At 61.6% G+C, this 23,894-nt stretch carries 25 protein-coding genes; 4 read left to right on the plus strand and 21 right to left on the minus strand.

What is annotated here, in order from left to right; genetic code table 11:
• Positions 1-40: 40 nt before the first annotated feature.
• A complete protein-coding gene (locus M6D32_RS06235) occupies positions 41-916 on the minus strand; it encodes a dihydrodipicolinate synthase family protein (RefSeq protein WP_298254435.1) in 876 nt (291 codons plus the stop codon).
• Positions 917-1,012: 96 nt separating this feature from the next.
• A complete protein-coding gene (locus M6D32_RS06240) occupies positions 1,013-1,246 on the minus strand; it encodes a hypothetical protein (RefSeq protein WP_298254437.1) in 234 nt (77 codons plus the stop codon).
• 359 nt (positions 1,247-1,605) lie between these two features.
• Here M6D32_RS06240 and M6D32_RS06245 point away from each other — a divergent pair, with 359 nt between their 5' ends.
• Both M6D32_RS06245 and M6D32_RS06250 read left to right on the plus strand, forming a co-directional pair.
• Entirely contained in the window at positions 1,606-2,070 is a 465-nt protein-coding gene (locus tag M6D32_RS06245; protein ID WP_298254439.1) for a cupin domain-containing protein, read from the plus strand.
• 17 nt (positions 2,071-2,087) lie between these two features.
• Positions 2,088-2,870, plus strand: a complete 783-nt coding sequence (locus tag M6D32_RS06250) for a fumarylacetoacetate hydrolase family protein (protein ID WP_298254441.1) — start codon at positions 2,088-2,090, stop codon at positions 2,868-2,870.
• Between the two features lie 318 nt (positions 2,871-3,188).
• Here the strand turns inward: M6D32_RS06250 and M6D32_RS06255 are convergent, their stop codons facing one another.
• The 12 genes from M6D32_RS06255 to M6D32_RS06310 form a co-directional block, all read right to left on the minus strand.
• Complete coding sequence (locus M6D32_RS06255; RefSeq protein ID WP_298254443.1) at positions 3,189-3,716, minus strand: heme-binding protein; 528 nt, start codon at positions 3,714-3,716, stop codon at positions 3,189-3,191.
• Positions 3,717-3,778: 62 nt separating this feature from the next.
• The gene (locus tag M6D32_RS06260) at positions 3,779-4,393 is read right to left on the minus strand and encodes a hypothetical protein (RefSeq protein WP_298254445.1); all 615 of its coding nucleotides are present in this window, start codon (positions 4,391-4,393) and stop codon (positions 3,779-3,781) included.
• 318 nt (positions 4,394-4,711) lie between these two features.
• The gene (locus tag M6D32_RS06265; RefSeq protein ID WP_298254447.1) at positions 4,712-5,701 is read right to left on the minus strand and encodes a tripartite tricarboxylate transporter substrate binding protein; all 990 of its coding nucleotides are present in this window, start codon (positions 5,699-5,701) and stop codon (positions 4,712-4,714) included.
• A gap of 154 nt (positions 5,702-5,855) precedes the next feature.
• Positions 5,856-6,716 carry a D-amino-acid transaminase gene (locus tag M6D32_RS06270; RefSeq protein WP_298254449.1) on the minus strand — a complete coding sequence of 287 codons (861 nt, stop codon included), beginning with the start codon at positions 6,714-6,716 and terminating at the stop codon, positions 5,856-5,858.
• A 218-nt stretch (positions 6,717-6,934) separates the two neighbouring features.
• Positions 6,935-7,666, minus strand: coding sequence for an amino acid ABC transporter ATP-binding protein (locus tag M6D32_RS06275; protein ID WP_298254451.1), 732 nt, complete (start codon positions 7,664-7,666; stop codon positions 6,935-6,937).
• Positions 7,667-7,732: 66 nt separating this feature from the next.
• Positions 7,733-8,425 (minus strand): ABC transporter permease subunit, encoded by a 693-nt coding sequence (locus tag M6D32_RS06280; RefSeq protein ID WP_298254453.1) that lies wholly within the window; start codon positions 8,423-8,425, stop codon positions 7,733-7,735.
• A gap of 3 nt (positions 8,426-8,428) precedes the next feature.
• The gene (locus M6D32_RS06285) at positions 8,429-9,160 is read right to left on the minus strand and encodes an amino acid ABC transporter permease (RefSeq protein ID WP_298254455.1); all 732 of its coding nucleotides are present in this window, start codon (positions 9,158-9,160) and stop codon (positions 8,429-8,431) included.
• A gap of 16 nt (positions 9,161-9,176) precedes the next feature.
• The gene (locus tag M6D32_RS06290; protein WP_298254512.1) at positions 9,177-10,097 is read right to left on the minus strand and encodes an amino acid ABC transporter substrate-binding protein; all 921 of its coding nucleotides are present in this window, start codon (positions 10,095-10,097) and stop codon (positions 9,177-9,179) included.
• 41 nt (positions 10,098-10,138) lie between these two features.
• Positions 10,139-10,996 (minus strand): amino acid ABC transporter substrate-binding protein, encoded by an 858-nt coding sequence (locus M6D32_RS06295; RefSeq protein WP_298254514.1) that lies wholly within the window; start codon positions 10,994-10,996, stop codon positions 10,139-10,141.
• Between the two features lie 75 nt (positions 10,997-11,071).
• Positions 11,072-11,947, minus strand: coding sequence for an alpha/beta hydrolase (locus M6D32_RS06300; RefSeq protein WP_298254457.1), 876 nt, complete (start codon positions 11,945-11,947; stop codon positions 11,072-11,074).
• Entirely contained in the window at positions 11,944-12,360 is a 417-nt protein-coding gene (locus M6D32_RS06305; protein WP_298254459.1) for a hypothetical protein, read from the minus strand. The genes M6D32_RS06300 and M6D32_RS06305 overlap by 4 nt, the downstream gene beginning before the upstream one ends.
• Before the next feature lie 138 nt (positions 12,361-12,498).
• On the minus strand, positions 12,499-13,881 hold the full coding sequence (locus M6D32_RS06310; RefSeq protein ID WP_298254461.1) for a M20 family metallopeptidase: 1,383 nt from the start codon (positions 13,879-13,881) through the stop codon (positions 12,499-12,501).
• A gap of 198 nt (positions 13,882-14,079) precedes the next feature.
• On the opposite strand from M6D32_RS06310, the gene M6D32_RS06315 reads away from it, so the two are divergent.
• On the plus strand, positions 14,080-15,450 hold the full coding sequence (locus tag M6D32_RS06315) for an LLM class flavin-dependent oxidoreductase (RefSeq protein WP_298254463.1): 1,371 nt from the start codon (positions 14,080-14,082) through the stop codon (positions 15,448-15,450).
• Between the two features lie 132 nt (positions 15,451-15,582).
• Here M6D32_RS06315 and M6D32_RS06320 read toward each other — a convergent pair whose 3' ends face one another.
• Positions 15,583-17,244, minus strand: coding sequence for a thiamine pyrophosphate-binding protein (locus tag M6D32_RS06320; RefSeq protein WP_298254465.1), 1,662 nt, complete (start codon positions 17,242-17,244; stop codon positions 15,583-15,585).
• Positions 17,245-17,395: 151 nt separating this feature from the next.
• Here M6D32_RS06320 and M6D32_RS06325 point away from each other — a divergent pair, with 151 nt between their 5' ends.
• Complete coding sequence (locus M6D32_RS06325; RefSeq protein WP_298254467.1) at positions 17,396-17,824, plus strand: TfoX/Sxy family protein; 429 nt, start codon at positions 17,396-17,398, stop codon at positions 17,822-17,824.
• On the opposite strand, the gene M6D32_RS06330 is transcribed toward M6D32_RS06325, so the two are convergent.
• From M6D32_RS06330 to M6D32_RS06355, 6 genes are all read right to left on the minus strand, one after another.
• Positions 17,821-18,303 carry a GFA family protein gene (locus tag M6D32_RS06330; RefSeq protein ID WP_298254469.1) on the minus strand — a complete coding sequence of 161 codons (483 nt, stop codon included), beginning with the start codon at positions 18,301-18,303 and terminating at the stop codon, positions 17,821-17,823. The two genes, M6D32_RS06325 and M6D32_RS06330, sit on opposite strands and share 4 nt — an antisense overlap.
• Positions 18,304-18,507: 204 nt before the next feature.
• On the minus strand, positions 18,508-18,714 hold the full coding sequence (locus M6D32_RS06335; protein WP_298254471.1) for a hypothetical protein: 207 nt from the start codon (positions 18,712-18,714) through the stop codon (positions 18,508-18,510).
• A gap of 67 nt (positions 18,715-18,781) precedes the next feature.
• Positions 18,782-19,195, minus strand: coding sequence for a Rieske (2Fe-2S) protein (locus M6D32_RS06340; protein ID WP_298254473.1), 414 nt, complete (start codon positions 19,193-19,195; stop codon positions 18,782-18,784).
• Between the two features lie 22 nt (positions 19,196-19,217).
• Positions 19,218-20,330 (minus strand): amidohydrolase family protein, encoded by a 1,113-nt coding sequence (locus M6D32_RS06345; RefSeq protein WP_298254475.1) that lies wholly within the window; start codon positions 20,328-20,330, stop codon positions 19,218-19,220.
• A 98-nt stretch (positions 20,331-20,428) separates the two neighbouring features.
• On the minus strand, positions 20,429-21,490 hold the full coding sequence (locus M6D32_RS06350; RefSeq protein ID WP_298254477.1) for an amidohydrolase family protein: 1,062 nt from the start codon (positions 21,488-21,490) through the stop codon (positions 20,429-20,431).
• A gap of 324 nt (positions 21,491-21,814) precedes the next feature.
• On the minus strand, positions 21,815-23,143 hold the full coding sequence (locus M6D32_RS06355; protein ID WP_298254479.1) for a cytosine permease: 1,329 nt from the start codon (positions 23,141-23,143) through the stop codon (positions 21,815-21,817).
• Positions 23,144-23,894: the final 751 nt, after the last annotated feature.

Below are 23,894 nucleotides of genomic sequence, written 5' to 3' on the forward strand. Positions count from 1 at the left end.
TAGCCGACAGGCAACGAGCAGGCCAAGCCCTCCGATCGCCTCAGGCGACGTCGCGCAGCACCGCCTCGACCGCCTTGCGCTCCTCGGCCGTCAAGGCCCTTTGAGGCGCCACGGGATCGCCGACATCATAGCCCTGGATTGCCAGCGCAGCCTTGATGCAGGCGGCGAGAGTATAGCGGGCAAAGGCCTCATTGACCCGCCAAAGCTTGCGCTGGAGCGTCAGCGCCTCGTCCCAGCGCGCCGCCTTGCAGTGATCATAAAGCGCCACGCTCTGCCGTGGAATGATGCAGGCAGGCCCCGCCATCCAGCCAACGCCGCCGATCAGCATGACCGCGGCCGGGATATGGGCGGAGGCCGAAAAGACTCCGATCGCGTCGCCGCAGCGATTCATGATCGACAGCAGCCGCCCGGTATTGGTCGAGGCGTCCTTGATGTACCGGATGCGCGGATGGCTCGAGAGGCGCGCGATGCAATCGAGCGAGAGATCCGAACGCTGGAATTGCGGATTGGTATAGATCACGACGGGGATATCGACCGCATCCGCGATGCCAAGAAAATAGGATTCGACCTGCGCATCGGAGAGCGGGAAATACGCCTCCAGGATCGCCAGAATGCCGTCGGCCCCGCACTTCTGATACGCTTTCGCCTGCGCCACCGCGTCCAGCGTCGAAGTCGAAGCGACGCCCGCGACCACAGGCACGCGGCCCCGCGCGGCTTCGATCGTGGTCTCCACGATCGCCAGGCGTTGCGCGTTGTTGAGGTACGCAAACTCGCCGGTCGAGCCGAGCGGCGTCAGCCCGTGCACGCCGGAAACGATGAGATCGTCGCACAGCCGCGCCAGCACACGGCTGCGAACGGTGCCGTCGGGATCGACCGGCGAAACGAGATAGGGAAAGACGCCATGGAAATCGGGCATGGCGACATGTTGCAAAAATCCCAGGCACGGTAAAGATACGCTAAATGAGTTCTTAACGGGCGATCGTCGCGCGCCCGCCTCGAATGATCGGCCGCGTTACGCCGCGTTAAGCATCGGCCGCGTGGCCGTCTGTATCATCCAGGCCTGCATCATTCTGGATTCGTCCAGACTGAAATGGCTTTCAAGTTCGGCGAGCGCGCGCTGTTCCCAGTCACGGGCCTGCTCCAGCAGGGACAGCCGCTGATGCGGGCGAAACGCGGCCGTTTGGCGATACAGCGACGCAATCGCGCGATACCGGCGGACGTTTTCCAGAATTGCTTTCCCGTTCATGGCCCCACTCCCAAGCGAATTGATGGAGGCGACTTTGGGCGCTTTCGGGTTTTCAATTGCTTATCGGCTTAGGTAAACGAGATGCATGGTTTTTGAAATATTGATGGGCCGCTCCGTAGTCGATCATGAAGGTCGAGGGTCGTGACGCCGAAGCTTCAAGCCCTAGCGCCGTTCATCAACATGCTCGGCATAGCGGGCCACACGCCTCTCAACAAAAATTCCCGACGTTCAGGCCACAGCCCGCAACGCTCACGCAAATTTGCAGCTGGCACGCATGCGCCCCCCGCCTCTTTCCGGCAAGAACGGGACCGGCTAGGATTCCCTCAACAACGCTCGAGACTTTTCACGGGAGGAAAAGCATGAAGATCGCGCACTGGCGCACGTTGCTGATACCGCTGGCGTTCGCCGGCACGTTGAGCGTGAGTTCGGCGGCCGAGCCCAATCCTGCCGCCCTGATTTACAAATTGCCTGACCAGATTCCCTGGAGCAAGGTCGACGCGCGCGGCGGGCAATCGGCCGTCGTGGTCGGCGATCCCAGTAAGCCCGGCTTCTACATGGTCTATAACAAGTGGACCAAGGGCAACCATTTCAGCCATCCGCACTTCCATCCCAACGACCGCTACATCGTGGTGCTGCAAGGCACCTGGTGGGTCGGCACCGGACCGAAGTGGGATCCCGCCAACGCGAAGCCCCTGCCCGCCGGCAGCTTCGTCACCCATTTCGGCAAGCAGGTGCATTGGGACGGCGCCAAGGACGAGGACGCCGTGCTCCTGATCATGGGCGAAGGTCCGGCGACCTCGACGCTCGTGAAGGAAGAAAACTAACCGGATCGCCACAACCCATGCGCTGGCTTCAATTCACCGCAGACAAGACTTCATCCTGGGGAATCGTCGAAGGCGACCGCGTCATCGCGGTCGACGGCGATCCCTTTGGAGAATGGCAGCGCACGCCGCGGACGCACGCGCTCGCTGGCGTCAAGATCGAACTGCCCGTCGTCCCGCGCACCTTCTATTGCGTGGGGCTGAACTATCTCAGGCATCTCAAGGAAGCCGCCAACAAGCGCGGCGAGGTGCCGAACGTGCCCGACCGGCCCGAGGTCGGTTACCGCGCGCAGAACGCGCTGATCGCCCATGACGAGAACGTCGTCATTCCAGCCAACGCCACCGAACAGATTCACTACGAGGGCGAGCTCGTCGTCGTGATCGGCAAGGAGGCCAAACACCTCGACGAGCACAACGCGATGGAGTGCGTGTTCGGCTACACGATCGGCAACGACGTCAGCGAGCGCACCTGGCAGAAGGCCGACCGCGGTCTGTGGCGCTCCAAGAACGCCGACACCTTCAAGCCGATGGGCCCCTGGATCGAAACCTCGGCCTATCTCGACAAGATGGAAACCGTCGTGCGCGTCAACGGCAAGGAAACCAACCGTTTCCGGACCGGCGACATGATCTTCGGCGTGAAGGAATTCATCGTCGAGATGACGAAATACTTCACGCTGTGGCCGGGCGACGTGATCTGGATGGGCACCGACGGCGCGTCGCCCAACATCAGGGATGGCGACACGGTGGAGATCGAGATCACCGGCATCGGCATGCTGCGCAACCGATTCGTCGCCGAGAAATAGCCTTGAAATCGTGCCGGCGGATTTCGACGCGAAGACGCCGGTCAGCGTGTGCGGATACATGAATGCGGCGAGCGCCGATCCCAGCGCCAGCGCATTTCGTCTGGCGTGCGTGAGCCGGGAAGGGATGCGAATGTCGGAATCGGACCACCGGATGGCTGCTATCTAACGATCGGATCGTCAATCCGTTCGGCGATTGCTTTGCCGTACTGCGATGATTTGAACAAGGGCATGGCGAACGCAGCGACGCCGCGGAGGATGGACCGCCGCGGCGTCGCTCAACACGCGTCAAGGACCAGCGCCAACAGACGCTGGAAAAAACTACTTCAGCAAATCGGCGGCAGCCTTGCAGGTCACGGCATCCTGTTCGCCGGTGCCGCCGCTGCAGCCGATCGCACCGATCAACTTGCCACCTTGGACCAGCGGAAAGCCGCCGGGACTCGCGACCAGCGTCGGATCAAGGGTGGAAACATAGGTATGGCCGCTTTCATAGGCGTTGAAGAAAAGCCGGCTTTCGCGGCGGAAACGAGCAGCGGTGCGGGCCTTACCGATCGAAATCGAACCGGAGGCGATCTGCGCATCCTCCATCCGCTCGAACAGCACCGGTTCACCGTTGGTGTCGACCACCGCGATGTTCATTTTCCAATTGTGCTTCTTGGCTTCGGCTTCCGCGGCTGCCACCAGCTGCTTGGCGTGATCGAGGCCGATCGAGATGCCGTAGGGAATGTCGAATGGCATTTTCTCGGGCACAGCTGCTGGAGCGGCCGGCGCCGGCGACTGTGCCAGCGCCTGCGAAGAGAACGCAACGGCGGCGCAGGCCGCCAACGCCAATGAAGTCATCAAACGCATCTTATTCTCCCTGTTGTCGTTGGTTGTTTTGTTGGTTTCTTTGGTCGTCCTCCAACGCCCCCTCACATCGGCGGCGTCAAGCCATCCTTGCCGTAAGTAACGCGGGGTGTCGTCCAGGTTCCGTCCGTTGCCTTCTTGGCGGCGCCGACGAAGATCTTGATGCCCGGCTTGAGATCGGCCTTGTCGCCCATCACGTAGGTGACAACCTTGGTCTCCGGCGTCACCACGACCTTCTTCTCGCCGTCCTTGTATTTCACGGTCAGCACCGGCCCATCGACGCCGGCAACGGTCTGCTCGACATTGGCATTGGTCATCTTGGTGTTGGGCTTGAGGTCCCAATCGTAATGGCCTTCACCCGTCCCGCGCATCGATTCCGGGAAGATGTGAACCTCGATCGCCTTCTGGCTACCGTCAGCCTGCGTCACGCCGGTGGCGCCGACGAACTGGCCCGGCTTGATGTCGGCCATCGACGCCTTGACGATCGCGACGTACAGGTGGGGATCGGTGACGGTGAGTTTCACCTCGGCACCGTCACGGTTCTTCACGACGTAAACCGCACCGTCGACGCTCTCGATCGTGCCGCGGATGCGCAGCTTTTCTTGCGCAGATGCCGGCAACGCGAAGCAGGTCATGACAAACATCGCAGCCGCAAGCGTGCGCTGGAACGTACTGGACATGGGGATCCTCCGTGGGTCTGAAATGGGGGCAGAACACTAGTGTGGCGACACTGACGTTCCTTACAGTTTTGCAGCGACCGCTTCGAAGGAACGTCAGTGTCAAAGCCACACTAGAATCATATCGTTGCTAGTGTCCCTTTGGTCCTGACATTCGTAAAAGCACTCGCCGCGACAGAATACGAATGTCAGGACCGGGACACTAGAAGGCCGTGTTGGCCAAGTGCCTGAAACAGGTGTCCTCTGCAACCCCTGCCGCCGTGGAATATTCCTTAACGGCCCGCCCGAACAATAGTCACCGCACCGCAACAGGATTTCACCTTATTCAATTGTAATCCCTGCCTCACGAATGACTCGCCGCCAGCGCTCTTCCTCGGCCTGAACATATCGCTCGAGCGCCTCAGGCGGCAGTGCAACCGTCACCAGCCCTTCATTGACGCCGAGCTTCCTGAAGGCGTCGGACTGGACGGCTGTGGCCGCCGATTTATTGAGGCGGTCGATCACGTTCCTGGGCGTGCCCGCCGGCGCGAACAGCCCGTACCAGCTTTCGGCGGCATAACGGGGGACTCCGGCCTCGGCCACGGTTGGAATTTGCGGAAAGGCGGGCGACCGCTCCGCCGAGGTCACCGCGATCGCGCGCAACTGGCCGCTTTCGACCAGCGAGGCAGCGCTCGCGACCGTGGTGAACATCACATCGATTTGACCGCTGATCAGATCGGTGATGGCAGGCGCGGCGCCTTTATAGGGTACGGCGATCAGCTTGACCTTGGCGAGGTCGTTGAACAACTCGCCCGCGAGGTGCGCCGAGGTGCCGACGCCGTAAGTCCCGAATGTCATCTTGCCGGGATTGGCTTTCGCCGCCGCGACGAGGTCGGCGATCGATCGAACCGATGATTTCGGATTGACGACGACGAGATTGAAGGAGCGCGCGATCAGCGCGACGGGCGCGAAATCCTTGTGCGGGTCGTAAGGCAGCCTCGCGTTCAACGTCGAATTGACCGCGTGCGAGAACGTTCCCATCAGAAGCGTATAACCGTCCGGCTGGCGCACCGCGACGGCCTGCGTTCCGATGATGGTTCCTGCCCCGGGCCGGTTCTCGACGAAGACGGAGGTGCCGAGGTCCTTCGCCATCTCCTGCGCAAGGATGCGTGCGACGGCATCGGTACCACCACCTGGCGCAAACGGCACGACAAGCCTGATCGGCCTCTCGGGGTAGGGCGCGGCCACAGCAGGGGCGCCTGCGAAAACAGCGAGACAGAACGAGGCCAACGCGAGCGCGAACCGTTTCGTTTTGCTGTCAGCAATGAGCATCGGCGCCCTCCCGGCCTTCGGTTTTGAGCGCCTTATAGCAGATTTCAAGTCTGCGCACGGTGCCATGCGCGGAACGACGTGTCGTTATGAGGAGAGAGTACCCGCGCCCATGTGGACGCGAAGAGAGCGCGATCGCTCTCCCTTGTCCCTCGCGTCACGTCCCCGTGGCGCGGGCGAATTCGATGTAGATTTCGCGCAAGCGCAGGGCAACCGGCCCGGGCTTGCCGTCGGCAACCAGCTCGCCGTCAATCTTCACCACCGGCTGCACGAAGGACGAAGCGCTGGTGATGAAGGCTTCCTTGGCCCGCAGCGCCTCTTCGATCGTAAAGGCCCGCTCCTCGACGCGCAGCTGACGCTCTTCGGCGAGCTTCACCACCGCCTTGCGCGTGCAGCCCGGCAAGATCGCCGATGAATTCTCGCGCGTCACCAACACGTCGTCCTTGGTGAGGATGAAGGCGGAAGACGATCCGCCCTCGGTCACCTTGCCGCCGTCTTCGATCATCCAGGCTTCGCCGGCGCCGGCTTCGGCCGCGGCCTGCTTGGCCAGCACTTGCGCGAGCAGCGCCACGCTCTTGATGTCGCGCCGCGTCCAGCGGATATCCGGCACGGTGATGACACCGATGCCGGTCTTGGCGGAAGCCGCGTTCACGATATCTTTCACCGAGGTGAACATCATCAGCGTCGGCTTGACGCCTTTCGGAAAGGCGAAGTCGCGCCCCACGTCGGCGCCGCGGGTGACCTGGATATAAACCAGGCCGTCCTTGAGCTGGTTGCGCGAGATCAGCTCGTGCTGGATCTCCTTGATGCGCGCGACGGTTTCGGGCAGCGGCAGCTTGATCTCGCCGACGGAACGTTCGAGCCGGGCAAGGTGCGAGTCATTGTCGATCAGCTTGCCACCGAGCACCGCGGAGACTTCGTAAATCCCGTCGGCGAACAGAAAGCCGCGGTCCAGGACCGAGACCTTGGCCTCGGAGAGCAACACAAAGTCACCGTTGACGTAAGCGATGGAATCCAAGGTTATTCTCCCGGCGACAGTGAGGCGATATTTCAAGACATATAGGCGAAATACGACGCCCGATAAACCCTCGCAAATGCCGTTCTAAAGTGCGAAAAGCTGCCACTCTCGTCATTGCCTGCGACAAACGCTACGCGTTTGCGCAAGGGAGCAGCGCGACGAAGCAATCCAGTCCTTCATTTTCCTCTGGATGCTTCGCTATCGCTCGCTATGACGCTTTAATGCGACAATATCTTCGACAAGAACTTCTGCGCGCGCTCGCTGCGCGGCTTGTCGAAGAAATCGGTCTTGATCGCGTCCTCCACGACTTCGCCCTGATCCATGAAGATGACCCGGTTGGCGACCTTGCTGGCAAACCCCATTTCGTGGGTAACGACCATCATGGTCATGCCGTCGCGCGCGAGATCGACCATGACATCGAGCACCTCGCTGATCATTTCGGGATCGAGCGCCGAGGTCGGCTCGTCGAACAGCATGGCGATCGGGTCCATCGCCAGCGCACGGGCAATTGCAACGCGCTGTTGCTGACCTCCGGACAGTTGCGCCGGATATTTCTCTGCGTGATCCTTCAGGCCGACGCGATCGAGCAATTTCGAGGCTTTCGCGATCGCATCGGCGTGCGGGCGGCCCAGCACCTTTTCCTGCGCGAGACAGAGATTGTCGATGATACGCAAATGCGGAAACAGCTCGAAATGCTGGAACACCATGCCGACGCGCGCACGCAGTTTCGGCAAGTTCGTACGGGGATCGCCGACCGAGACGCCGTCGACCGTAATTGTTCCCTTCTGGAACGGTTCGAGCACGTTGACGCATTTGATCAGCGTCGACTTGCCCGATCCCGATGGGCCGCAAACGACGACCACCTCGCCCTTGGCGACGCTGGTGGTGCAATCCTTCAGCGCCTGGAAGGTCGTGCCGTACCATTTATCGACGTGGCTGATCTCGATCATGACAACCTCAACTATCTCGGCACAATCTTGTTCGGAAAGCCGGTTTCCATTTTTCCGGATCATGCACTAACGAACGATGGCGATGCGCGCCTGCAGGCGCCGCACGCCGAATGACGCGATACTGGAAATGACGAAGTAGACGAGGGCTGCGAACAGGTACATTTCGACCAGCCGGCCGTCGCGTTGCGCCACCTTGCTGGCCGCGCCGAGAAAATCGGTGATCGACAGCACGTAGACAAGCGAGGTGTCCTGGAACAGCACGATGGTCTGCGTCAGCAGCACCGGCAGCATGTTGCGGAAGGCCTGCGGCAACACGACGTAACGCATGGTTTGCCAGTAGGTCAGGCCGAGGGCGGAAGCTGCCGCCGGCTGGCCCTTCGAGATGGACTGGATACCCGCGCGCATGATCTCGGCGTAGTAAGCCGCCTCGAACAGCGTGAAGGTGAGGAGCGAGGACTCAAAGGCACCGACACGTATGGGCCGCGACGCGCCGGTCAGCCATTGCCCGATATAGGGGACGAGAAAGTAGAACCAGAAGATAACCAGAACCAGCGGCAGCGAGCGCATCAGATCGACATAGAGCTGAGCAATGCGCGACAGCACCCACACGCCAGATAGACGCATCATCGCGATCAGGGTGCCCCAGATAATGCCGCCGAACGTCGCCAGCCCCGTCAGCATCAGCGTGAACGTCATGCCGTCGAGAAACAGGTAGCCCAGCGAGCGGCGGATGACGTCAAAATCGAAATTGGCGATCATCGGCTACTTCCCGCTGATATAGCCGGGAATCGCCACACGGCGTTCCACGAAATGCATGGCGATGACGACGACGATGTTGATCAGGAGGTAGAGCACGGTCGCGGCCGTGAACGCCTCGAACACCTGAAACGAGAATTCCTGCATCGCGCGCGCTTCGGCGGTCAGCTCGATCAGGCCGATGGTGAGCGCAACGGAAGTGTTCTTGATGGTGGAGAGAAATTCCGACGTCAGCGGCGGCAGGATGATGCGGAACGAGATCGGCAGCAGGACGTAGCGGTAGACCTGCGCGGTCCGCAACCCCAGCGCGGTCGCCGCCATCTTCTGGCCGCGCGGTAGCGAATTGATGCCGGCCCGCGTTTGCTCGGCCACGCGCGCCGACATGAACAGGCCGGTGCCGATCGCCGCCGTATAGAATGGCGCGTTCGGCAGTTGCTTGAGCCAGAGACCCCAGGCGTGCGGCAGCAGTTCCGGCAGGACAAAGAACCACAGGAACAGCTGTACCAGAAGCGGCATGTTGCGGAAGAATTCGACGTAGCAAAAGCCGAAAAAATTGGCGACCTTTGATGGCAGCGTGCGCATCACGCCGACGATGGCGCCAGTTGCAAGTGCGATCACCCAGGCGGCGAGCGAGGTGACGATCGTCACCATCAGCCCGGACAGCAGCATGTCGAGATAGGTGCCGGTCCCGTTCGGGGACGGCTCGAAGAAGATGTGCCAGTTCCAGTGGTAGTTCACGGCCGTCGTCCCACTGCTACATCACCTTGTAAGCATCCGGATCGGAGGAGTCCGACGGGTTGGCGAATTCGTGTTTCAGCTCCGCTCCCATCGGCACGTTCAGGTCAAGTCCCCTCGGCGGGATCTTCTGCATGAACCATTTATCGTAGAGCTTTGGCCCCTCCGGGCTCCGGTAGAGCGCCGAGGTCGCTTCGTCCACCACCTTCTTGAAGGCCGGATCGTCCCTGCGCAGCATGATGCCGCAAGGCTCCGGTTTCGAGAAGGAGTCGGACGAAATGACGTAAGCGTCCGGATTCTTGGAGCCGACCGCGAACGCTGCCAGCAGAATGTCATCCATCACGAAGGCGACGGCGCGGTCGTTTTCGACCATCAGGAAGGCTTCAGCGTGGTCCTTGGCATGGATGACGTTGATGCCGAGGTGGCGTGCCGCATTGGTCTCGATCAGCTGCTTGATGTTGCTGGTGCCGGACGTCGCGACCACCGGCTTGCCCCTGAGGTCCTCGATCGTGTCGAGCCTGTTGGTTTTCTTCGAGATGAAGCGAGTCGCGGTGAGAAAATGGGTATGGCCGAAGGCAACCTGGCGCTGCCGCTCTGGGTTGTTGGTGGTCGAGCCGCATTCAAGGTCGATGGTCCCGTTGGCCAGCAGGGGAATGCGGGTCGATGACGACACCGGGACCAGCTCGACCGCGAGCTTGTCGAGCTTGAGCTCCTTTTTCACGGCATCGACGACCGCGTAACAGATATCCAAGGCGTAGCCGATGGGCTTCTGGTTGTTGTCGAGATAGGAAAAGGGAATCGAAGAGTCGCGAAAGCCGAGCGCGATCGACCCGGTCTCCCTGATCTTCTTCAGCGTGCCCGAAAGCTCGTCCGCCCGCGCGGGAGCCTCGCCAAGCGGCGCTTGCGCGGCGAACCAAGCCACAACAACAGCAAGGCCCATCCCGCTTACGCGTCGCATTGGCGTTTCCCCGTCTTCGCGCCTCACATCGTCTTGTAGGAGTCCGGATCGGGCGAATCCGAGGGATGAGCGAACTCATACTTCAGCTCCGGTCCGAGCGGCACCTTGAGATTGAGGCCCTTCGGCGGAATCTTCGACTGGAACCACTTGTCGTAGATCTTTTCGCCCTCGCCGCTCTTGTAAAGCGCCGCGGTCGCCGCATCGACCACCTTCTTGAAGGCCACATCGTCCTTGCGCAGCATGATGCCGTAGGGCTCCGGCTTGGAGAACGCATCGGTCGAGATGACGTAAGCGTCCGGATCCTTGGAGCTCGCGATAAAGCTTGCGAGCAGAATGTCGTCCATCACGAAGGCCACCGCGCGGTCGCTCTCCACCATCAGAAAGGCCTCGGCGTGATCCTTCGCCGGAATGATGTTGACGCCGAGATTGCGTGCGGCATTGGCCTCGTTGAGCTGCTTGATGTTGGTGGTGCCGGACGTCGAGACCACCGACTTGCCCTTGAGATCGTTGATCGAGTTGAGGTGATTCGCCTTCTTCGAGACGAAGCGGCTCGCCGTGAGGAAGTGGGTGTTGGTGAACCAGACCTGCTTCTCCCGCTCGGCGTTATTGGTGGTCGATCCGCATTCGAGATCGACGGTGCCGTTTGCCATCAACGGGATACGCGTGGCGGACGTGACCGGATTGAGCTTGACCTCGAGCTTGTCGAGCTTGAGCTCCTTCTTCACGGCATCGACGATCTTGTAGCAGATGTCCATGGCGTAGCCGACGGGCTTCTGGTTGTCGTCGAGATAGGAGAAGGGAATCGAGCTATCACGATAGGCGAGAGTGATCGTGCCGGTCTCCTTGATGTTCTTCAGCGTTCCCGTCAATTCCTGCGCCATCGCCGGACCTGCCGAGAGCGCAACGGCGAAGGCTGCGCCTGCAATAAGCGTTCGTTTCATGAATGGACTCCCTGTTTATCCGACTTTCTGCTTATCCGATTTGGAATGATTTCGAATCTGGTCGAGGACGGGCGCGATGTAACGGCGAAACTGTGCCGGGTTTTCGCTCATCGGAAAATGACCGAGTTGCTCCATGACCGTGACATGAGCGCCCTTGATGGCTGCCGCCGTGCGGACCGTGTCCTCCGGCGTGCAGGAAAAATCGTACTCTCCGGTAAGCAGATAAATCGGACAGGCGGCGGTGTCGATCCCCTCGACGCGCCCGCGCAGGTCGCCATCGACCCGGTAGAAGTAAAGATCGCCCTTGAACACGCCGGGTCCGCCCTGCTTGTAGCACCATAGCGTCTCCGCCCGCGCGGCTTGCGGGCTTTGCGGGGCGATCAGGCCGGACACCAGCGCGGCGCAGACTTCGCCGCCGTGAACGTCGGGCCGGTTGAGCCAGCTGGTATCATACCACGGCGCCTGAAAATCGGCGGCTTCGAGCCCGATCAGCGCGCGGAATTGTCTGGGCTGTTCGATCGCAAGGTTAAGCACGATACGACCGCCGATGGAGCAGCCCATCACCACCGGCTTGTCGAGTTTCAGCGCCCGGCAGAACGCCAGGATCGTCTCGGCATAGCGCGCCGTGGTGAGGCGATATTCCGCGCCGTCCCAGCTCTCCGGTGGGTTTGACTTGCCATGCCAGGGCATGTCGAAAGCGATGATGCGGAAATGCCTTGCCAGTTCCTCGTCGGTTAGCAGGTGCCGCCACTGCCTTCCATCAGAGCCGGCGGTGTGCAGACAGACCAGCGGAATGCCCGCGCCGTTCTCCTCGAAATAGATCCTGTGGTTTTCGCCGCCGATGCCGGCATGGACGTAGCGGCCGACGATCGGCTCGATCGCACCGTTCATGCCGCCTCCCCCCGGTGCGAACGCGGGAGCGCCAGCAGATCCTTGAAATACTGCAAATGCGTCATGAAGGGATGCAGGTCGCCTTCGAGGATGGCTTCCTTGCGCTTGGTCAGCGCCAGAAGATCGTGCCAGCCCGGCCGCGGCATCGGCTGCCAGTATTCCATCCAGGCGGCAGATGAAGCGCGAAACGCAAAACGCCAGGAACGCATCAACACGGGCGCCGGCGTCATGTCGACGATGACGCCGTCGCGGATCGAGACATGAAACGGATGATCGATCGGCCCCAACAGGCATTCGCAGCTGAGCATTCGGCCACGAACAACGAGATCCGGCGCCCGACCTAGCATGGCGGGAATGCCCGCAAACGTCTCGGCCACGGCAATATCGCTCGCACTGGATACCGTCATACGCATTTATGGTCCGAACGTCAGGCCGTCGCAAGCCAACCTTTGGGCCTGAAGGCGCGCCTGCGCCACTCCGTCACGGCAAGAGCTCCGACCATGGCGAAGCCCCCAAGCTGACCCCGAAACGGCCATGCAATCCTCTTCAGCTCAAAGCGGTGCTTTCAATTCGCCAAGGTCCCAGAACAGGCCGGCCATGATGCCGAGCGCTTCTTCTGTCACCGACAGCAGGATATGTTCGTCGGGCGCATGCTGCGAACAGCCGGGATAGGAATGCGGCACCCACACGGTCGGCAGTTTAAGAATATCGGTGAAGACATCGTTGGGCAGCGAGCCGCCGAAATTCGGCAGCACGGCCGGTGCCTTTCCGGTCGTCTTGCGGATCGATTCTGCCGTCCAGTTGATCCAGGGGCTGTCCAGATCGGTGCGCGAGGCGGCGAACCGCTGTGTTGCGGAAACCGCGACCATCGCAAAACCGCGCGCGTGCAGGTGCGCGCGGATGACATCCGCGATGTTGTCGACCCGGGTGCCGACCACAAAGCGCAGCTGCAGCACCGCCGACGCATGGCCGGGTATGGCGTTGGCCGGCTTTTCGATGTTGCCCGACGACATCGCCAGCACTTCAAGCGTGTTCCAGGCATAGAGCCGCTCGGCCGCCGACATTCCATCCTCGCCCCAGTTCTCCGACAGCGCCGGTTCGTCCGCCATCGGCTCGACCTCGACATCGGCGAGCGCGGCACGAATGCGGTTCGACAATGGCGGCGGCTTTAACGCTTCGAGCTGCAATCGCCCGCTTCTATCTACGAGAGATGCGATGGCATTTGCCAGGATCGTCGCGGGATTTGCCAGCACGCCGCCCCAATTGCCGGAATGATGGCCTCCTTCGCGCAAGGCGACATCGAGATGAATCCGGATACCACCGCGGCAGCCGAGAAACAGCGTCGGACGTTCGGCCGACAGCCGCGGACCATCGGAAGCGAGCAACAGGTCGGCCTTCAGGTCCTCGCGAAGCCTTTCGCAGACCTGCGGCAGATCCGGCGAGCCGATCTCCTCCCCGGTTTCGATGATGAATTTCACATTGAAACCGAGCTTGCCGCCGCGAGTCTGCCGAACCGCGCGGAGCGCTGCCATGTTGATGCAGTGCTGGCCCTTGTTGTCGGCCGTGCCGCGGCCATAGACGCGGTTGCCGACTTGCGTCGTGCGCCAGGGATCGAGATTGTCCCGCCACTCGCCCACCATGCCGTCGACCACGTCGCCGTGGCCATAGACCAGGACGGTCGGCGCGGACGCGCTCTCGCGGTATTCCGCCAGGAGATAGGGGCCTTTTCCGGCCGGGGACTCGATCAACCGGGTCGAGAAGTCCATTTCCCAGAAGGCCGGTTGAAGATCGTCGGTCAGATAGGCGGCCAGCGCATCGCGCTTTTCGGGGTTCTGGCTTTCGGTCTGATAGGCGACCCGGCGATCGAGTTCGGCGAGAAATTCGCCGGAATGGATCATCTGATGGGCGCGAGTGATGGCGTCAGTTCTGGTCATGGCTTTTGTTCGTCGTTTATTCCCGTCCCGGGGAAGGGTCACGTTAGCGGGATACGGCGGCGGCCGGAAGTCTTGAGGCCTTTGCTAAAATCATACGGGATGCGACAATTCGAGTAACGGTCCGGCATAAGATCCGGCGAGTAATCTATCGCCCGGGGCCATTGCGGCGCGGGCGCGAGGTGATCGAAAGCAGTTCGCATGAAGAAAAAAGAAATCCGGCTCAACGCCTTTGCGATGAATTGTGTCGCGCATCAATCGCCCGGGCTGTGGACGCATCCGCGCGACCGCACGGCCGACTACAATCGCCTGCCCTACTGGCTTGATCTCGCCAGAACGCTGGAGCGCGGACGGTTCGATGGCCTCTTTCTCGCCGACGTGCTCGGCGTCTATGACGTGTTCGGGAACAGTCATGAGGCGGCAGTGCGCAATGCGGCCCAGACGCCGGTCAACGATCCGATGCTGGTGATCCCGGCGATGGCCGCGGTGACCAAAAACCTCGGCTTTGGCGTGACCTCCAACCTGTCCTACGAACCGCCCTATACGTTCGCGCGAAGAATGTCGACGCTCGATCATCTCACCGAGGGACGGGTCGGCTGGAACGTTGTCACCGGCTATCTCGACAGCGCTGCAAAAGGCGCGGGCAAGGACAAGCAGACCGGGCACGACGACCGCTATGAGATCGCGGACGAATATATGGAGGTAGTTTACAAGCTCTGGGAAGGCAGCTGGGAGCACGACGCTGCGATACGCGACCGCGCGCGCAGCATCTTTGCCGACCCAAAAAAGGTGCATTGCGTCCAGCATCAGGGAAAGAACTTCCGCCTCGATGCCATCCACCTCTGCGAGCCCTCGCCCCAGCGCACGCCCGTGCTGTATCAGGCAGGGACGTCGCCGCGCGGACGTCAGTTCGCGGCTCAACACGCCGAATGCGTGTTCATGTCGGGCCCTTCAGCGAAGATCATCGCGCCGCGCGTGGCCGGCATTCGCGAACTCGCCGCGAAAGCGGGGCGCAATCCGGCCGGGATTTTGATGTTCTCGATGTTCACCGTGATCCTCGGCCGCACCGACGCGGAAGCCAAGGCAAAGTATGAAGACTACCGCAGCCATGTGAATCCGGAGGGCGCGCTGGTGCTGATGTCCGGCTGGACCGGCGTCGATTTCTCGGCTTACGACCTCGACCAGCAGGTGCGGCATGTCGAGAACGACGCCGGTCGCTCGGCAATGGACAACATCACCCGCGCCGATCCCGGTCGCGTCTGGACCGTGCGCGAAGTCGCCCAGCATGTCGGCATCGGCGGCATCGGACCCGTGGTCATCGGCACGCCCGAAAAGGCGGCCGATGCGATCGAAGCCTGGTTCGATCAGACCGACGTCGACGGGCTGAACATGCCCTTTGCGGTGTCGCCCGGCGATTTCGCTGATATCTCGGACCTGCTGGTGCCGGAACTGACACGGCGCGGCCGCTACAAGACGGCCTACAGCGAAGGCACGTTGCGGGAAAAGCTGTTCGGCGCGGGCCGCGCACGGCTCGATACGCCGCACCCGGCGGTGCGGCATAGGCCGAAGTGACCCGCGCACCATCAACCTGACGTCATTCCGGGATGGTCCGAAGGACCGGACCCGGAATCCATTCCTCAACAAACTCTGCGGCGCGATGGATTCCGGGCCCGCGCTCACGCGCGTCCCGGAATGACAGCGCAGCTACACCGTCCCGTCCACCATCACCTCGATCAGCTTGGTGCCGGGCCGCTTGAACGCGGAGGTCAGCGTCGCCCTCAATTCCCCGGGGTCGCTGATCCGTATCGCTTCACACCCGAGTGATCTGGCCATACCGGCAAAATCAACCTTGGGATCGGCAAAGTCCATGCCGACATAGTGGTCGTCGCCATGGAAGGCGAGCAGCCGCTGCTTGATGATGCGATAGCCGCCATTGTTGGCGATCACGACATTCAGCGGCAGCTTGTGATGCGCCGCCGTCCACAGCGACTGGATCGAATACATCGCGCTGCCGTCGCCGGAGAAACACACGACCGGCCGATCCGGATTGGCGAGGCTGACACCGACGGATGCCGGCAATCCCCAGCCGATGCCACCTGACGCCAACGCATGGTAGCCGTAGCGATCGCGGTGCGGCCGCAGCGACAGCATCTGCCGCGAGGAGGTCAGGCCCTCGTCAACGACGATGGCGTGGTCCGGCAACGCCTCGACCACCTGCAAGGTCAGATGATCCGGATCGATCGGCGCGCGATCGAAGCGTTTAGCCAGTTGTTCGACCAGTATGGCGCGGCGCGCCGTCCAGTTGTTCGACGACAGCGCAGCAATGCCTTTCCTGGCCTTGGCCTCCAGCGCCGCGCCGCCTTTCGCTTTCAGCGCCGGAACCAGTGCCCGCAACGTCTCCCTCACGTCGGCCTTCAGCGCGATCTCCGCGCCGTAATTCTTGGCAAGGTCCCACTCGACGAGACCGACCTGCACGATCGACAGTCCCTCCGGCAACGGATCGGTCTCGCTGTGGACCGACATGCGCAAGGGATCGGCGCCGAGCGCGATCAGGAGATCAAACGGCGCAAGAACGTCGCGCACCTGCGGCTGCGAGCGCGACAGCGCGCCGACGAAGCACGGGCTTTCCGACAGGAAGTGCGCGCCGTATGGGACCGATTGCTGATACGCCGGACAGCCGAGTGTTTCTGCCAGTTGAGCCGCTTCCTGCAACGCATCGCTTTTTACGATCTCGTCGCCAGCGACGATAACCGGGCGCTCGGCCTTGAGGATGCGCGAGACCAGCATCTGCAACGACTCATCGGACGGTTTCACGCGCGTATCGACGCGGGTCGCGCGGCCGAGCTCGATGCCGGCCTCCGAATTGAGAATGTCGCCGGGCAACGAGATGAAAACCGGGCCGGTCGGCGGCGTCGTGGCGATCTTGGCGGCGCGCCGCACGATACGCGGCAGATCTTCCAGCCGCGTCACCTCCACCGCCCATTTCACCAACGGCTCGGCCAATCGCACCAGCGGGCCATAGAGCAGCGGCTCCATCAATCCATGGCCCTGCTCCTGCTGGCCGGCGGTCAAGATCATCGGCGTGCCGGTGAATTGCGCGTTGTAGAGCGAGCCCATCGCGTTCCCGAGCCCCGGCGCGACGTGAACGTTGCAGGCAACGAGGCGACCCGAAGCGCGGCTATAGCCGTCGGCGATCGCCACGACGAGGCTCTCCTGCATCGCCATCACATAGGTGAGGTCGGGATGATCCTTCAGCGCATGCATGATCGGCAATTCGGTGGTGCCGGGATTGCCGAACAGATGCGTGATGCCTTCGTCCTTGAGCAAGGCCAGGAACGCCGAGCGCCCGGTGATGCGATTTTTCATGTTTCCTCTGGCCTGTGTTCTTGTGTTTCCGATCAATGTGCATCATGAGCAAACCTGAGTTTGCGATGCAAGGAAGTGCGGTCATGGCTGCATTGCGCAATCTCCTTTCAAAGCGGGGCTGCTATAGTCAAGCGCATCAGGGGAGGAATCGATGGCTTATGATGAGAAAACCACCGAACACATACGCCGGCTGCTTCGCGGCCGAAGAAATGTGACCGAGCAACCGCTGATGGGCGGCATCTGCTTCATGGTGAACGGCAACATGTGCTGCGCGGTCTCCGGACGCGGTGGCCTTCTGGTTCGGGTCGGGCCCGAGGCGCATGCGCAGATGGTGCATGAACCCCATAGCGGTCCGATGGAGATGGGTGGTCGCATCATGAAGGGCTATGTGCGGGTCGCGCCCGACGGATACCGCACCGAAGGCATGCTGAAAAAATGGCTGGCGCGCGGGGTCGAATTCGCAGCCACGCTCCCAGGGAAAACAGCGAAGAAAGCCAAACGTCCTGCGGCGAAGGCAACGCGCGCCAAGAAGCCCGCAAAGGCACCGACGCAAGCGAGACGAAAGTCCGCCGGGAGCTAGAACATTCCCTCGCGATGGTTGCGCGGTTTCATTTTGCCGCGATGCCAGACCACGCCGGGGAACCCGTTCAACGGCACCAACGGCTCGCCGGTATAGGTCCATTCCTGCAACTCTTCGATCGCGATGTGATAGAGCGGCTGCCGGCCGGTGCGGTCGGAGAACAGCGCGCGCGGAATGTTCACCATATGCGGCGAGCGCGGCCGCTCGTAGATCAAAGGCGTGCCGCACCGCTTGCAGAACGAGCGCCGGGTCTTGGTCGCAGAATCCTCGAAGTGCGAGATTTCATCTTCGCCCGCGGTGATGCGAAAGCGCTTGCGCCAGCTCCCGACATAGGTCGCATAGGCCGCGCCATGCGCGCGCCGGCTGGCGGAGGAGTGATCGTGCCAGGCCCAGCGCGCCGGCGCATCGATCTCGAACGTCACACTGCCGCAGAGGCATCGGCCCCTGGCGATACCGACGGCTTGTGTTGGCTTTGCCATTGAACTTCCCTCTCCCGTCAGGAATATCATCTCCGTTATCGACTGAACGGCTTCATGGTTCGAGACGCCGCGGCTCCTCGCCATGAGGATCAAAGTCGAGCCGGCCGCGCGATAGCCTGATGGGAAGTCCTCCCATACCTCTCGCTCGCTTCCGGATGATGCGGTCGCGTTTGTGAATTCCTGAAAGATGGCTGACGCGGGGCCTTACAGCGTCTCCTGCTTGTGGCCGCATTGCTTGCAGGTGAATTTCGCCCGCGTGACCCCGCGTTCGGCGGAGACGCGGTTCGGCGCGCCGCATTTTCCGCAAATCGCCTCGATGCGGGTATTGCCTTCCTTGACGACCAGTGGCTTGCGCGCCATCGCCTCGCGGATCAGGCGTTCGGCCTCTTCGCGCATTGACTGTTTCGACACCGGCCCGCACCCGTCCTCACCAACGATGCCGGCTTATAGCACGACAACTCTGTCTGAATGCAAAAAGTCAGGTCTCCACGATCACGTAATTGTCTTCGACGTGAACCTGAAAGGTCTCGGCGACGTACGGCCCCTTGGCGAGCGTTTCGCCATCTTCAATGACAACCGGATAGGTTCTGACCTTGACGCGCTGGGGATCGAACCAGGATTGGCCGTTGCGCATATCGAATTCCCAGCCATGCCAGGCACAGCGGAGCAATTCGCCGACGCGCGAGCGCTGATAGACCCCGGGTTCCGGCGAGGTCAGCCGCGCCACGCAGGCCGCCTGATCGAGTGGCGCGCCGGCGTGGGGACAGCGATTGAGCAACGCGAAGAACTCGCCATTGGCATGGAACACGACCACGCCGCGGCCATCGAGCGTGACCACCTTGTTGCCGCCGGGCGGGATCTCTGACGTGCGGGCGACAATGTGACGTGTCATGCCAACTATTCGAAATTTGCGATCAGAGTTTGTAGACGGCGCGGGCATTGGTGTTGAAGATCTTGACCCGTTCCGCCTCGCTGAGCGGTGTCTTGAACGCGAACCGCGGATCGTCGAAATCCCAATGCGGATAATCCGACGAAAACAGCAGCCGATCGACGCCGACCCATTCGATCAGCGAGCGCAGATGCCTGGCTTCATCCGGCTCGTCGATCGGTTGGGTGGTGAACCAGAAATGCTCCCGCACATATTCCGACGGACGCCGCTTGAGATGGGGCACCTCGTCACGGAATCGTTCGAAATGCTGATCCATCCGCCACATCGTCGATGAGATCCAGCCGAACCCGCCCTCGATGAACACGATCTTCAGCCGCGGGAAGCGCTCCGGCACGCCTTCGAGCACGAGGCTCGTCAGGGTCGCCGCCATGGTGTGCGCATTCGACTGGTGCTCTTCCGCATAATAAGACGGCCAGCCACCGCCGGCCGGCGCGTGACCGCCGTAGCCGCCGACATGGATGCCGACCGGCAGGCCCAGTTCCTCCGCACGCGCATAGATCGGCCAATAACGGCGGCGACCGATCGGCTCGTTTGCCCGCGGCGAGATGTTGATCTGCACATACTGGCCGACCTTGGCGCAGCGATCGATCTCGGCGACAGCTAAATCCGCGCCGTCCTGTCCGACCAGGATCGCCGCCTTCAGCCGCGGATCCCTGCTGGTCCAGTGCGCCAATTGCCATTCGTTGATGGCGCGCTGGATCGCGGCGCCGAATTCGAGGTTCTGCTGCGAGAAGATGAACATGTCGAGCACCTGCAGCAGGCCGAACTCGACATCGAGCGGATCGAGATATTGCTTGCGCATGAAATCGAGATCCGAGCCCGGAGGTCCGCCGGTCGGCGGCCAGGCATCGCGGCGCGCGATCAACGGCGAGGAGCGCGGATAAGGCGTGGTGCCCATATACGGCGTCAGCAAATGGTCACCGTAGGTCTTCATGTGCTCCTGCCAGCGCCTGGCGAGGTACGGATTGAGGTCGCTCCTTGCATGCAGGCTCGGATGCACGTCGCAGTCGATGATGCGCAGCCTGGTTTTCGCGGGCTTTTCCTGATCGAGCAGCGGGCGGTCGATGACATCACTCATGCGATCCTCCATCGTCTATTTCTGGATCATGATCTTATCGGAAAACCGGTTCCGACTTTGCGCTAACGCGGCCCTCCGGGTCCGGATCATGATGTGACTTAAGCGGCGAGCGAAAGCCGCGGAAAGGTTTCAAGCGGATTTTCCGCGCACATGCGCGAGACGATACCGGGCGGCAGATGCGGCGGGATGGCGTCATCACCGTCGAATTGCCAGTGCGGATAGTCGGACGCAAACAGGAACATCTTGTCGGATCCGATCATCTCGATGATGTCGGCGACACCGGCCGCATCGGGCGGCGCATCGAACGGCTGAATGGTGAGGCGAACATGGTCGCGCATGATCGCGGCCGGCTCGCGATCGACCCACGGCACCTCGACGCGAACGCCTCGCCAGGTCTTGTTGGCGCGCCACATGAAAGCCGGCAGCCAGGTGACGCCGGATTCCATCAGCACGACCTTGAGCTTTGGAAATTTCAGGAACACGCCCTCATAGATCAGGCTGAGCACCTGGGACTGAAACGCCTGCGCTTCGGCGAGGTAATATTCGTAGCGGTACGAGGGCCAGCCGACCGAGCTCGGCGCCTGCCGGTAGGCGCTGCCGGCATGGATGGCGAGCGGCAGATGATGCCTCTCGGCGGCCTGCCACACCGGCCAATAATGCCGCCGGCCGAGCAGGCTCTCGCCCTGCGCCAGCACCAGAACCGAAACGAATCGCTTGTCGGGCGCGCGGCGTTCGATCTCCTCGATCGCAAGGTCCGGCGCCTGCCACGGAATCACGATCGAGGCGCGCAGGCGGGAATCGCGATCCAGCCACTCGGCTGCGATCCAGTCGTTGATCGCCTTGCAGAAGGCAGACGCCATGTAGGGATCGTAAACGGCCTGCGCGCCATAGAGCACATTGCAGATGGCGTGGCTCGAGCCAAGTTGGTCGAACGCGCCGCGCTGAACCATCGCCAGATCGCTGCCGGGCTTGCCTTTCGCAGGCCGCCAGTCGGAGCGGCCGGAGAGCGGCATATGCGGCGGATAGCTGTTGAGATCGAGCCCGTCGATCGCCCGGCTCACCACCTGCTCTTTCCAGTGATCGTCGAGATAGGGCAACAGCGTGGTGCGCGTCCCGCCTATGGCTGGATGGATATCGCAGTCGATCCGCGTCGCCGCCATGTTCCGTCCCTTGACCGCGTTTTGCGGGCCGGCGCGACTGGCCCGCGATTTGCGATCAAGTGCAATTTGGGCACGGCCTTCGTGAATGTCAAATCCACCGCACTATCCCCGTGTCATCCGGCCGCGATTGAGAATGCCCTTGGGGTCGAAGCTTTGCGATCGCGCGGTCCGCCTTTGCCGCCATGCCGCTGAAAGGGCTTGAACGCTCGGGGGAGCGAGTGAAGCACCTATCACGCCGTTGATACCGGCTGGACGACACTGGCGAAGGCGCACCAGTTATGCCTTCGGAAGATGTCGGACAAATCGCGTGCCGGTTTTCGCCTATCAAGGTGACGATGTCGGCTTGGTCCAAGCGGCAACGAGCTGCTTCCACGACAATATCAGATAGACGACAAATCCGATAACCGGCAGCGAGCGCCAGAGGACGTCGTGGAGCACCACCCCGAGGTAGACGCTGATGACCAGCCCGATGATGAAAGCCCACATGGCACGCCAGTTAACCGCCTGTGCATCGGCAACTCGCCCTTCGTAATGTCCCCGATGAAGCAGGAAGTAGTCGCCGATCATGATTCCGGGAATGAGCGGAATGGCATAGGCGATATATCCGAGAAAATGCAGAAAACTCTTTAGAACCCCTTCTGTAAGGCCATAATAGGCAAGGATCGCGGCGCCCACGGCGACAATGATGCAGGCATAGAGGCGCGGAATGCTGAGCGCTGTGCGGATGCCGACGCTGGCGCTGTAGCCGCCGTTCACTTCGTGCGGGAAACCCTGCACGAAGATCGCCAGGGCGCCCAGCGATGCGAGGCCGATCGTGCTGAACGCATGCGCCATCTGCGCCGTACCGACGGCGGCTCCTATGATAATTCCAAGCAAGTTGAAGCCGAGGTTACCAACGATAAATTCGGCAATCGTGGTGGTGTAGACGGCGGCCGAACTCTTCGCAAAGCGGGTGATGTCAGGTGACGTGGTTGCACCGGTGAGCCACTTCGCGGCTCCCAAGCCAACCATCGTGGCAAACCCGGCCTTGCCGAGTTCCACCGGCGTTCCATTGATGATATTACTGAGGCCGCCGGCGTGGTTGACCGCCGCGACGACGGCGATGAGCACGGCGACGAGCATCACCGGCACGCTGATCCTCGAGACCCATAAAAGGCCTTTCGCAAATCCACTCGCGTTGAGATACGCATAAATTGCGCTCAACACGACGACGTAAAAAAGCCACCATCCGGGGGTGTGACCGGGCAATACGTCTGCCGTGATGGCCGTGCTGTAACCGACAAACCCCGTCCAGACGACGCCGAGAACCAACGACGGGACGCGGCAGCCCTCGCGGCCGAAGACCATGAGCGTGGCCAGCGGCGTCGTGAGCCCCTCGCGCTGGCCAATCAGTCCGACGAGGATTGAGGTCACACTAATGATGATGGACGAAATCGCCGAGACGGCCACCGCCGTCCAGAAATGAAAAAACAGACCAAGCGACATGCCAAACAGCAAATCAGTAGCGGAGACCGTAAAGCCCATCCGCACAATCGTCACGCTTAGCGTCGATCGTTGTTCCTGTTTCGGCAGCTCAACATTGGCATGATCTTCGGTTGCAGCGACTGCCCCGCGCGCGTTGGGATATTCAGTAAGGTTCTGCGCTCTGCTCATTATTATCTTCCCTAGACACCAAGGGACCCGCTTAATGGGGACGATCCGGTCTACGTACCAAGCGACATGATCTAGTGCGGCGAATTTGAAGTTCCTATCAGTTTCGCGGTAACCTCATCATAGGAACTTCAAATTCAAAGCCGCACTAGAATCAATAAGTTGCTAGAGCTCCTTTGATTCCGAAGTTCGCATCGGAGGGGCCGCAATAGCTTGCGAACTTCGGAATCGGAGCTCTAGTCTGTATCGCAGGGTAATGAGGCAAGCAATGGCTGGTGCCGTCCGCGCGGCACCACCTTGATGCCCTGCTTGGCCCCTCCCTCCGCCGGGCTTGGGAATCTCACTCCGCGTACCGGCCGCGGTTGGTAGCGGCCTCCCAACGGTTCTTCTCTGATGCGCAGCCAATGCTCCTTCAGGTATGTCGATCAGCTCGCCAAATTGCGATTTGCGATGCTCCAACGCGCGATGGCGCGCGCGGAGGTTCAAGCAGTGCGTGATGACGCCGCATATGCAGCGAGGCCTTGTCCGCTACCGACCGGCTGAATGGAGCCGAGTCTCCCTTTATTGCAGTTGGTGAGTTTCGAACGTGAATTGCACTTTCAACACCGGGCCGCCATTGTCGCGATCCTCGACAGCGAGAGCGCAAGGGATGGGATCGGGCGCGCGAACTCGCCGGTCTTGGTGACGAAGTCACGCCGCACACTCTCAAGCACACCTGCATCACGTAGTTGCTTCAGAACGGCGTACCGATCTC

The sequence above is a fragment of the Bradyrhizobium sp. genome (assembly GCF_027307225.1).
GTDB lineage: Bacteria > Pseudomonadota > Alphaproteobacteria > Rhizobiales > Xanthobacteraceae > Bradyrhizobium.

Coding starts and splice junctions, on each gene's coding strand:
- M6D32_RS06235 (WP_298254435.1), bottom strand. CDS start 916: ATGCCCGATTTCCATGGCGTCTTTCCCTATCTCGTTTCGCCGGTCGAT.
- M6D32_RS06240 (WP_298254437.1), bottom strand. CDS start 1,246: ATGAACGGGAAAGCAATTCTGGAAAACGTCCGCCGGTATCGCGCGATT.
- M6D32_RS06245 (WP_298254439.1), top strand. CDS start 1,606: ATGAAGATCGCGCACTGGCGCACGTTGCTGATACCGCTGGCGTTCGCC.
- M6D32_RS06250 (WP_298254441.1), top strand. CDS start 2,088: ATGCGCTGGCTTCAATTCACCGCAGACAAGACTTCATCCTGGGGAATC.
- M6D32_RS06255 (WP_298254443.1), bottom strand. CDS start 3,716: ATGCGTTTGATGACTTCATTGGCGTTGGCGGCCTGCGCCGCCGTTGCG.
- M6D32_RS06260 (WP_298254445.1), bottom strand. CDS start 4,393: ATGTCCAGTACGTTCCAGCGCACGCTTGCGGCTGCGATGTTTGTCATG.
- M6D32_RS06265 (WP_298254447.1), bottom strand. CDS start 5,701: ATGCTCATTGCTGACAGCAAAACGAAACGGTTCGCGCTCGCGTTGGCC.
- M6D32_RS06275 (WP_298254451.1), bottom strand. CDS start 7,666: ATGATCGAGATCAGCCACGTCGATAAATGGTACGGCACGACCTTCCAG.
- M6D32_RS06280 (WP_298254453.1), bottom strand. CDS start 8,425: ATGATCGCCAATTTCGATTTTGACGTCATCCGCCGCTCGCTGGGCTAC.
- M6D32_RS06290 (WP_298254512.1), bottom strand. CDS start 10,097: ATGGGCCTTGCTGTTGTTGTGGCTTGGTTCGCCGCGCAAGCGCCGCTT.
- M6D32_RS06295 (WP_298254514.1), bottom strand. CDS start 10,996: ATGGCGCAGGAATTGACGGGAACGCTGAAGAACATCAAGGAGACCGGC.
- M6D32_RS06300 (WP_298254457.1), bottom strand. CDS start 11,947: ATGAACGGTGCGATCGAGCCGATCGTCGGCCGCTACGTCCATGCCGGC.
- M6D32_RS06305 (WP_298254459.1), bottom strand. CDS start 12,360: ATGCGTATGACGGTATCCAGTGCGAGCGATATTGCCGTGGCCGAGACG.
- M6D32_RS06310 (WP_298254461.1), bottom strand. CDS start 13,881: ATGACCAGAACTGACGCCATCACTCGCGCCCATCAGATGATCCATTCC.
- M6D32_RS06315 (WP_298254463.1), top strand. CDS start 14,080: ATGAAGAAAAAAGAAATCCGGCTCAACGCCTTTGCGATGAATTGTGTC.
- M6D32_RS06320 (WP_298254465.1), bottom strand. CDS start 17,244: ATGAAAAATCGCATCACCGGGCGCTCGGCGTTCCTGGCCTTGCTCAAG.
- M6D32_RS06325 (WP_298254467.1), top strand. CDS start 17,396: ATGGCTTATGATGAGAAAACCACCGAACACATACGCCGGCTGCTTCGC.
- M6D32_RS06330 (WP_298254469.1), bottom strand. CDS start 18,303: ATGGCAAAGCCAACACAAGCCGTCGGTATCGCCAGGGGCCGATGCCTC.
- M6D32_RS06340 (WP_298254473.1), bottom strand. CDS start 19,195: ATGACACGTCACATTGTCGCCCGCACGTCAGAGATCCCGCCCGGCGGC.
- M6D32_RS06345 (WP_298254475.1), bottom strand. CDS start 20,330: ATGAGTGATGTCATCGACCGCCCGCTGCTCGATCAGGAAAAGCCCGCG.
- M6D32_RS06350 (WP_298254477.1), bottom strand. CDS start 21,490: ATGGCGGCGACGCGGATCGACTGCGATATCCATCCAGCCATAGGCGGG.
- M6D32_RS06355 (WP_298254479.1), bottom strand. CDS start 23,143: ATGAGCAGAGCGCAGAACCTTACTGAATATCCCAACGCGCGCGGGGCA.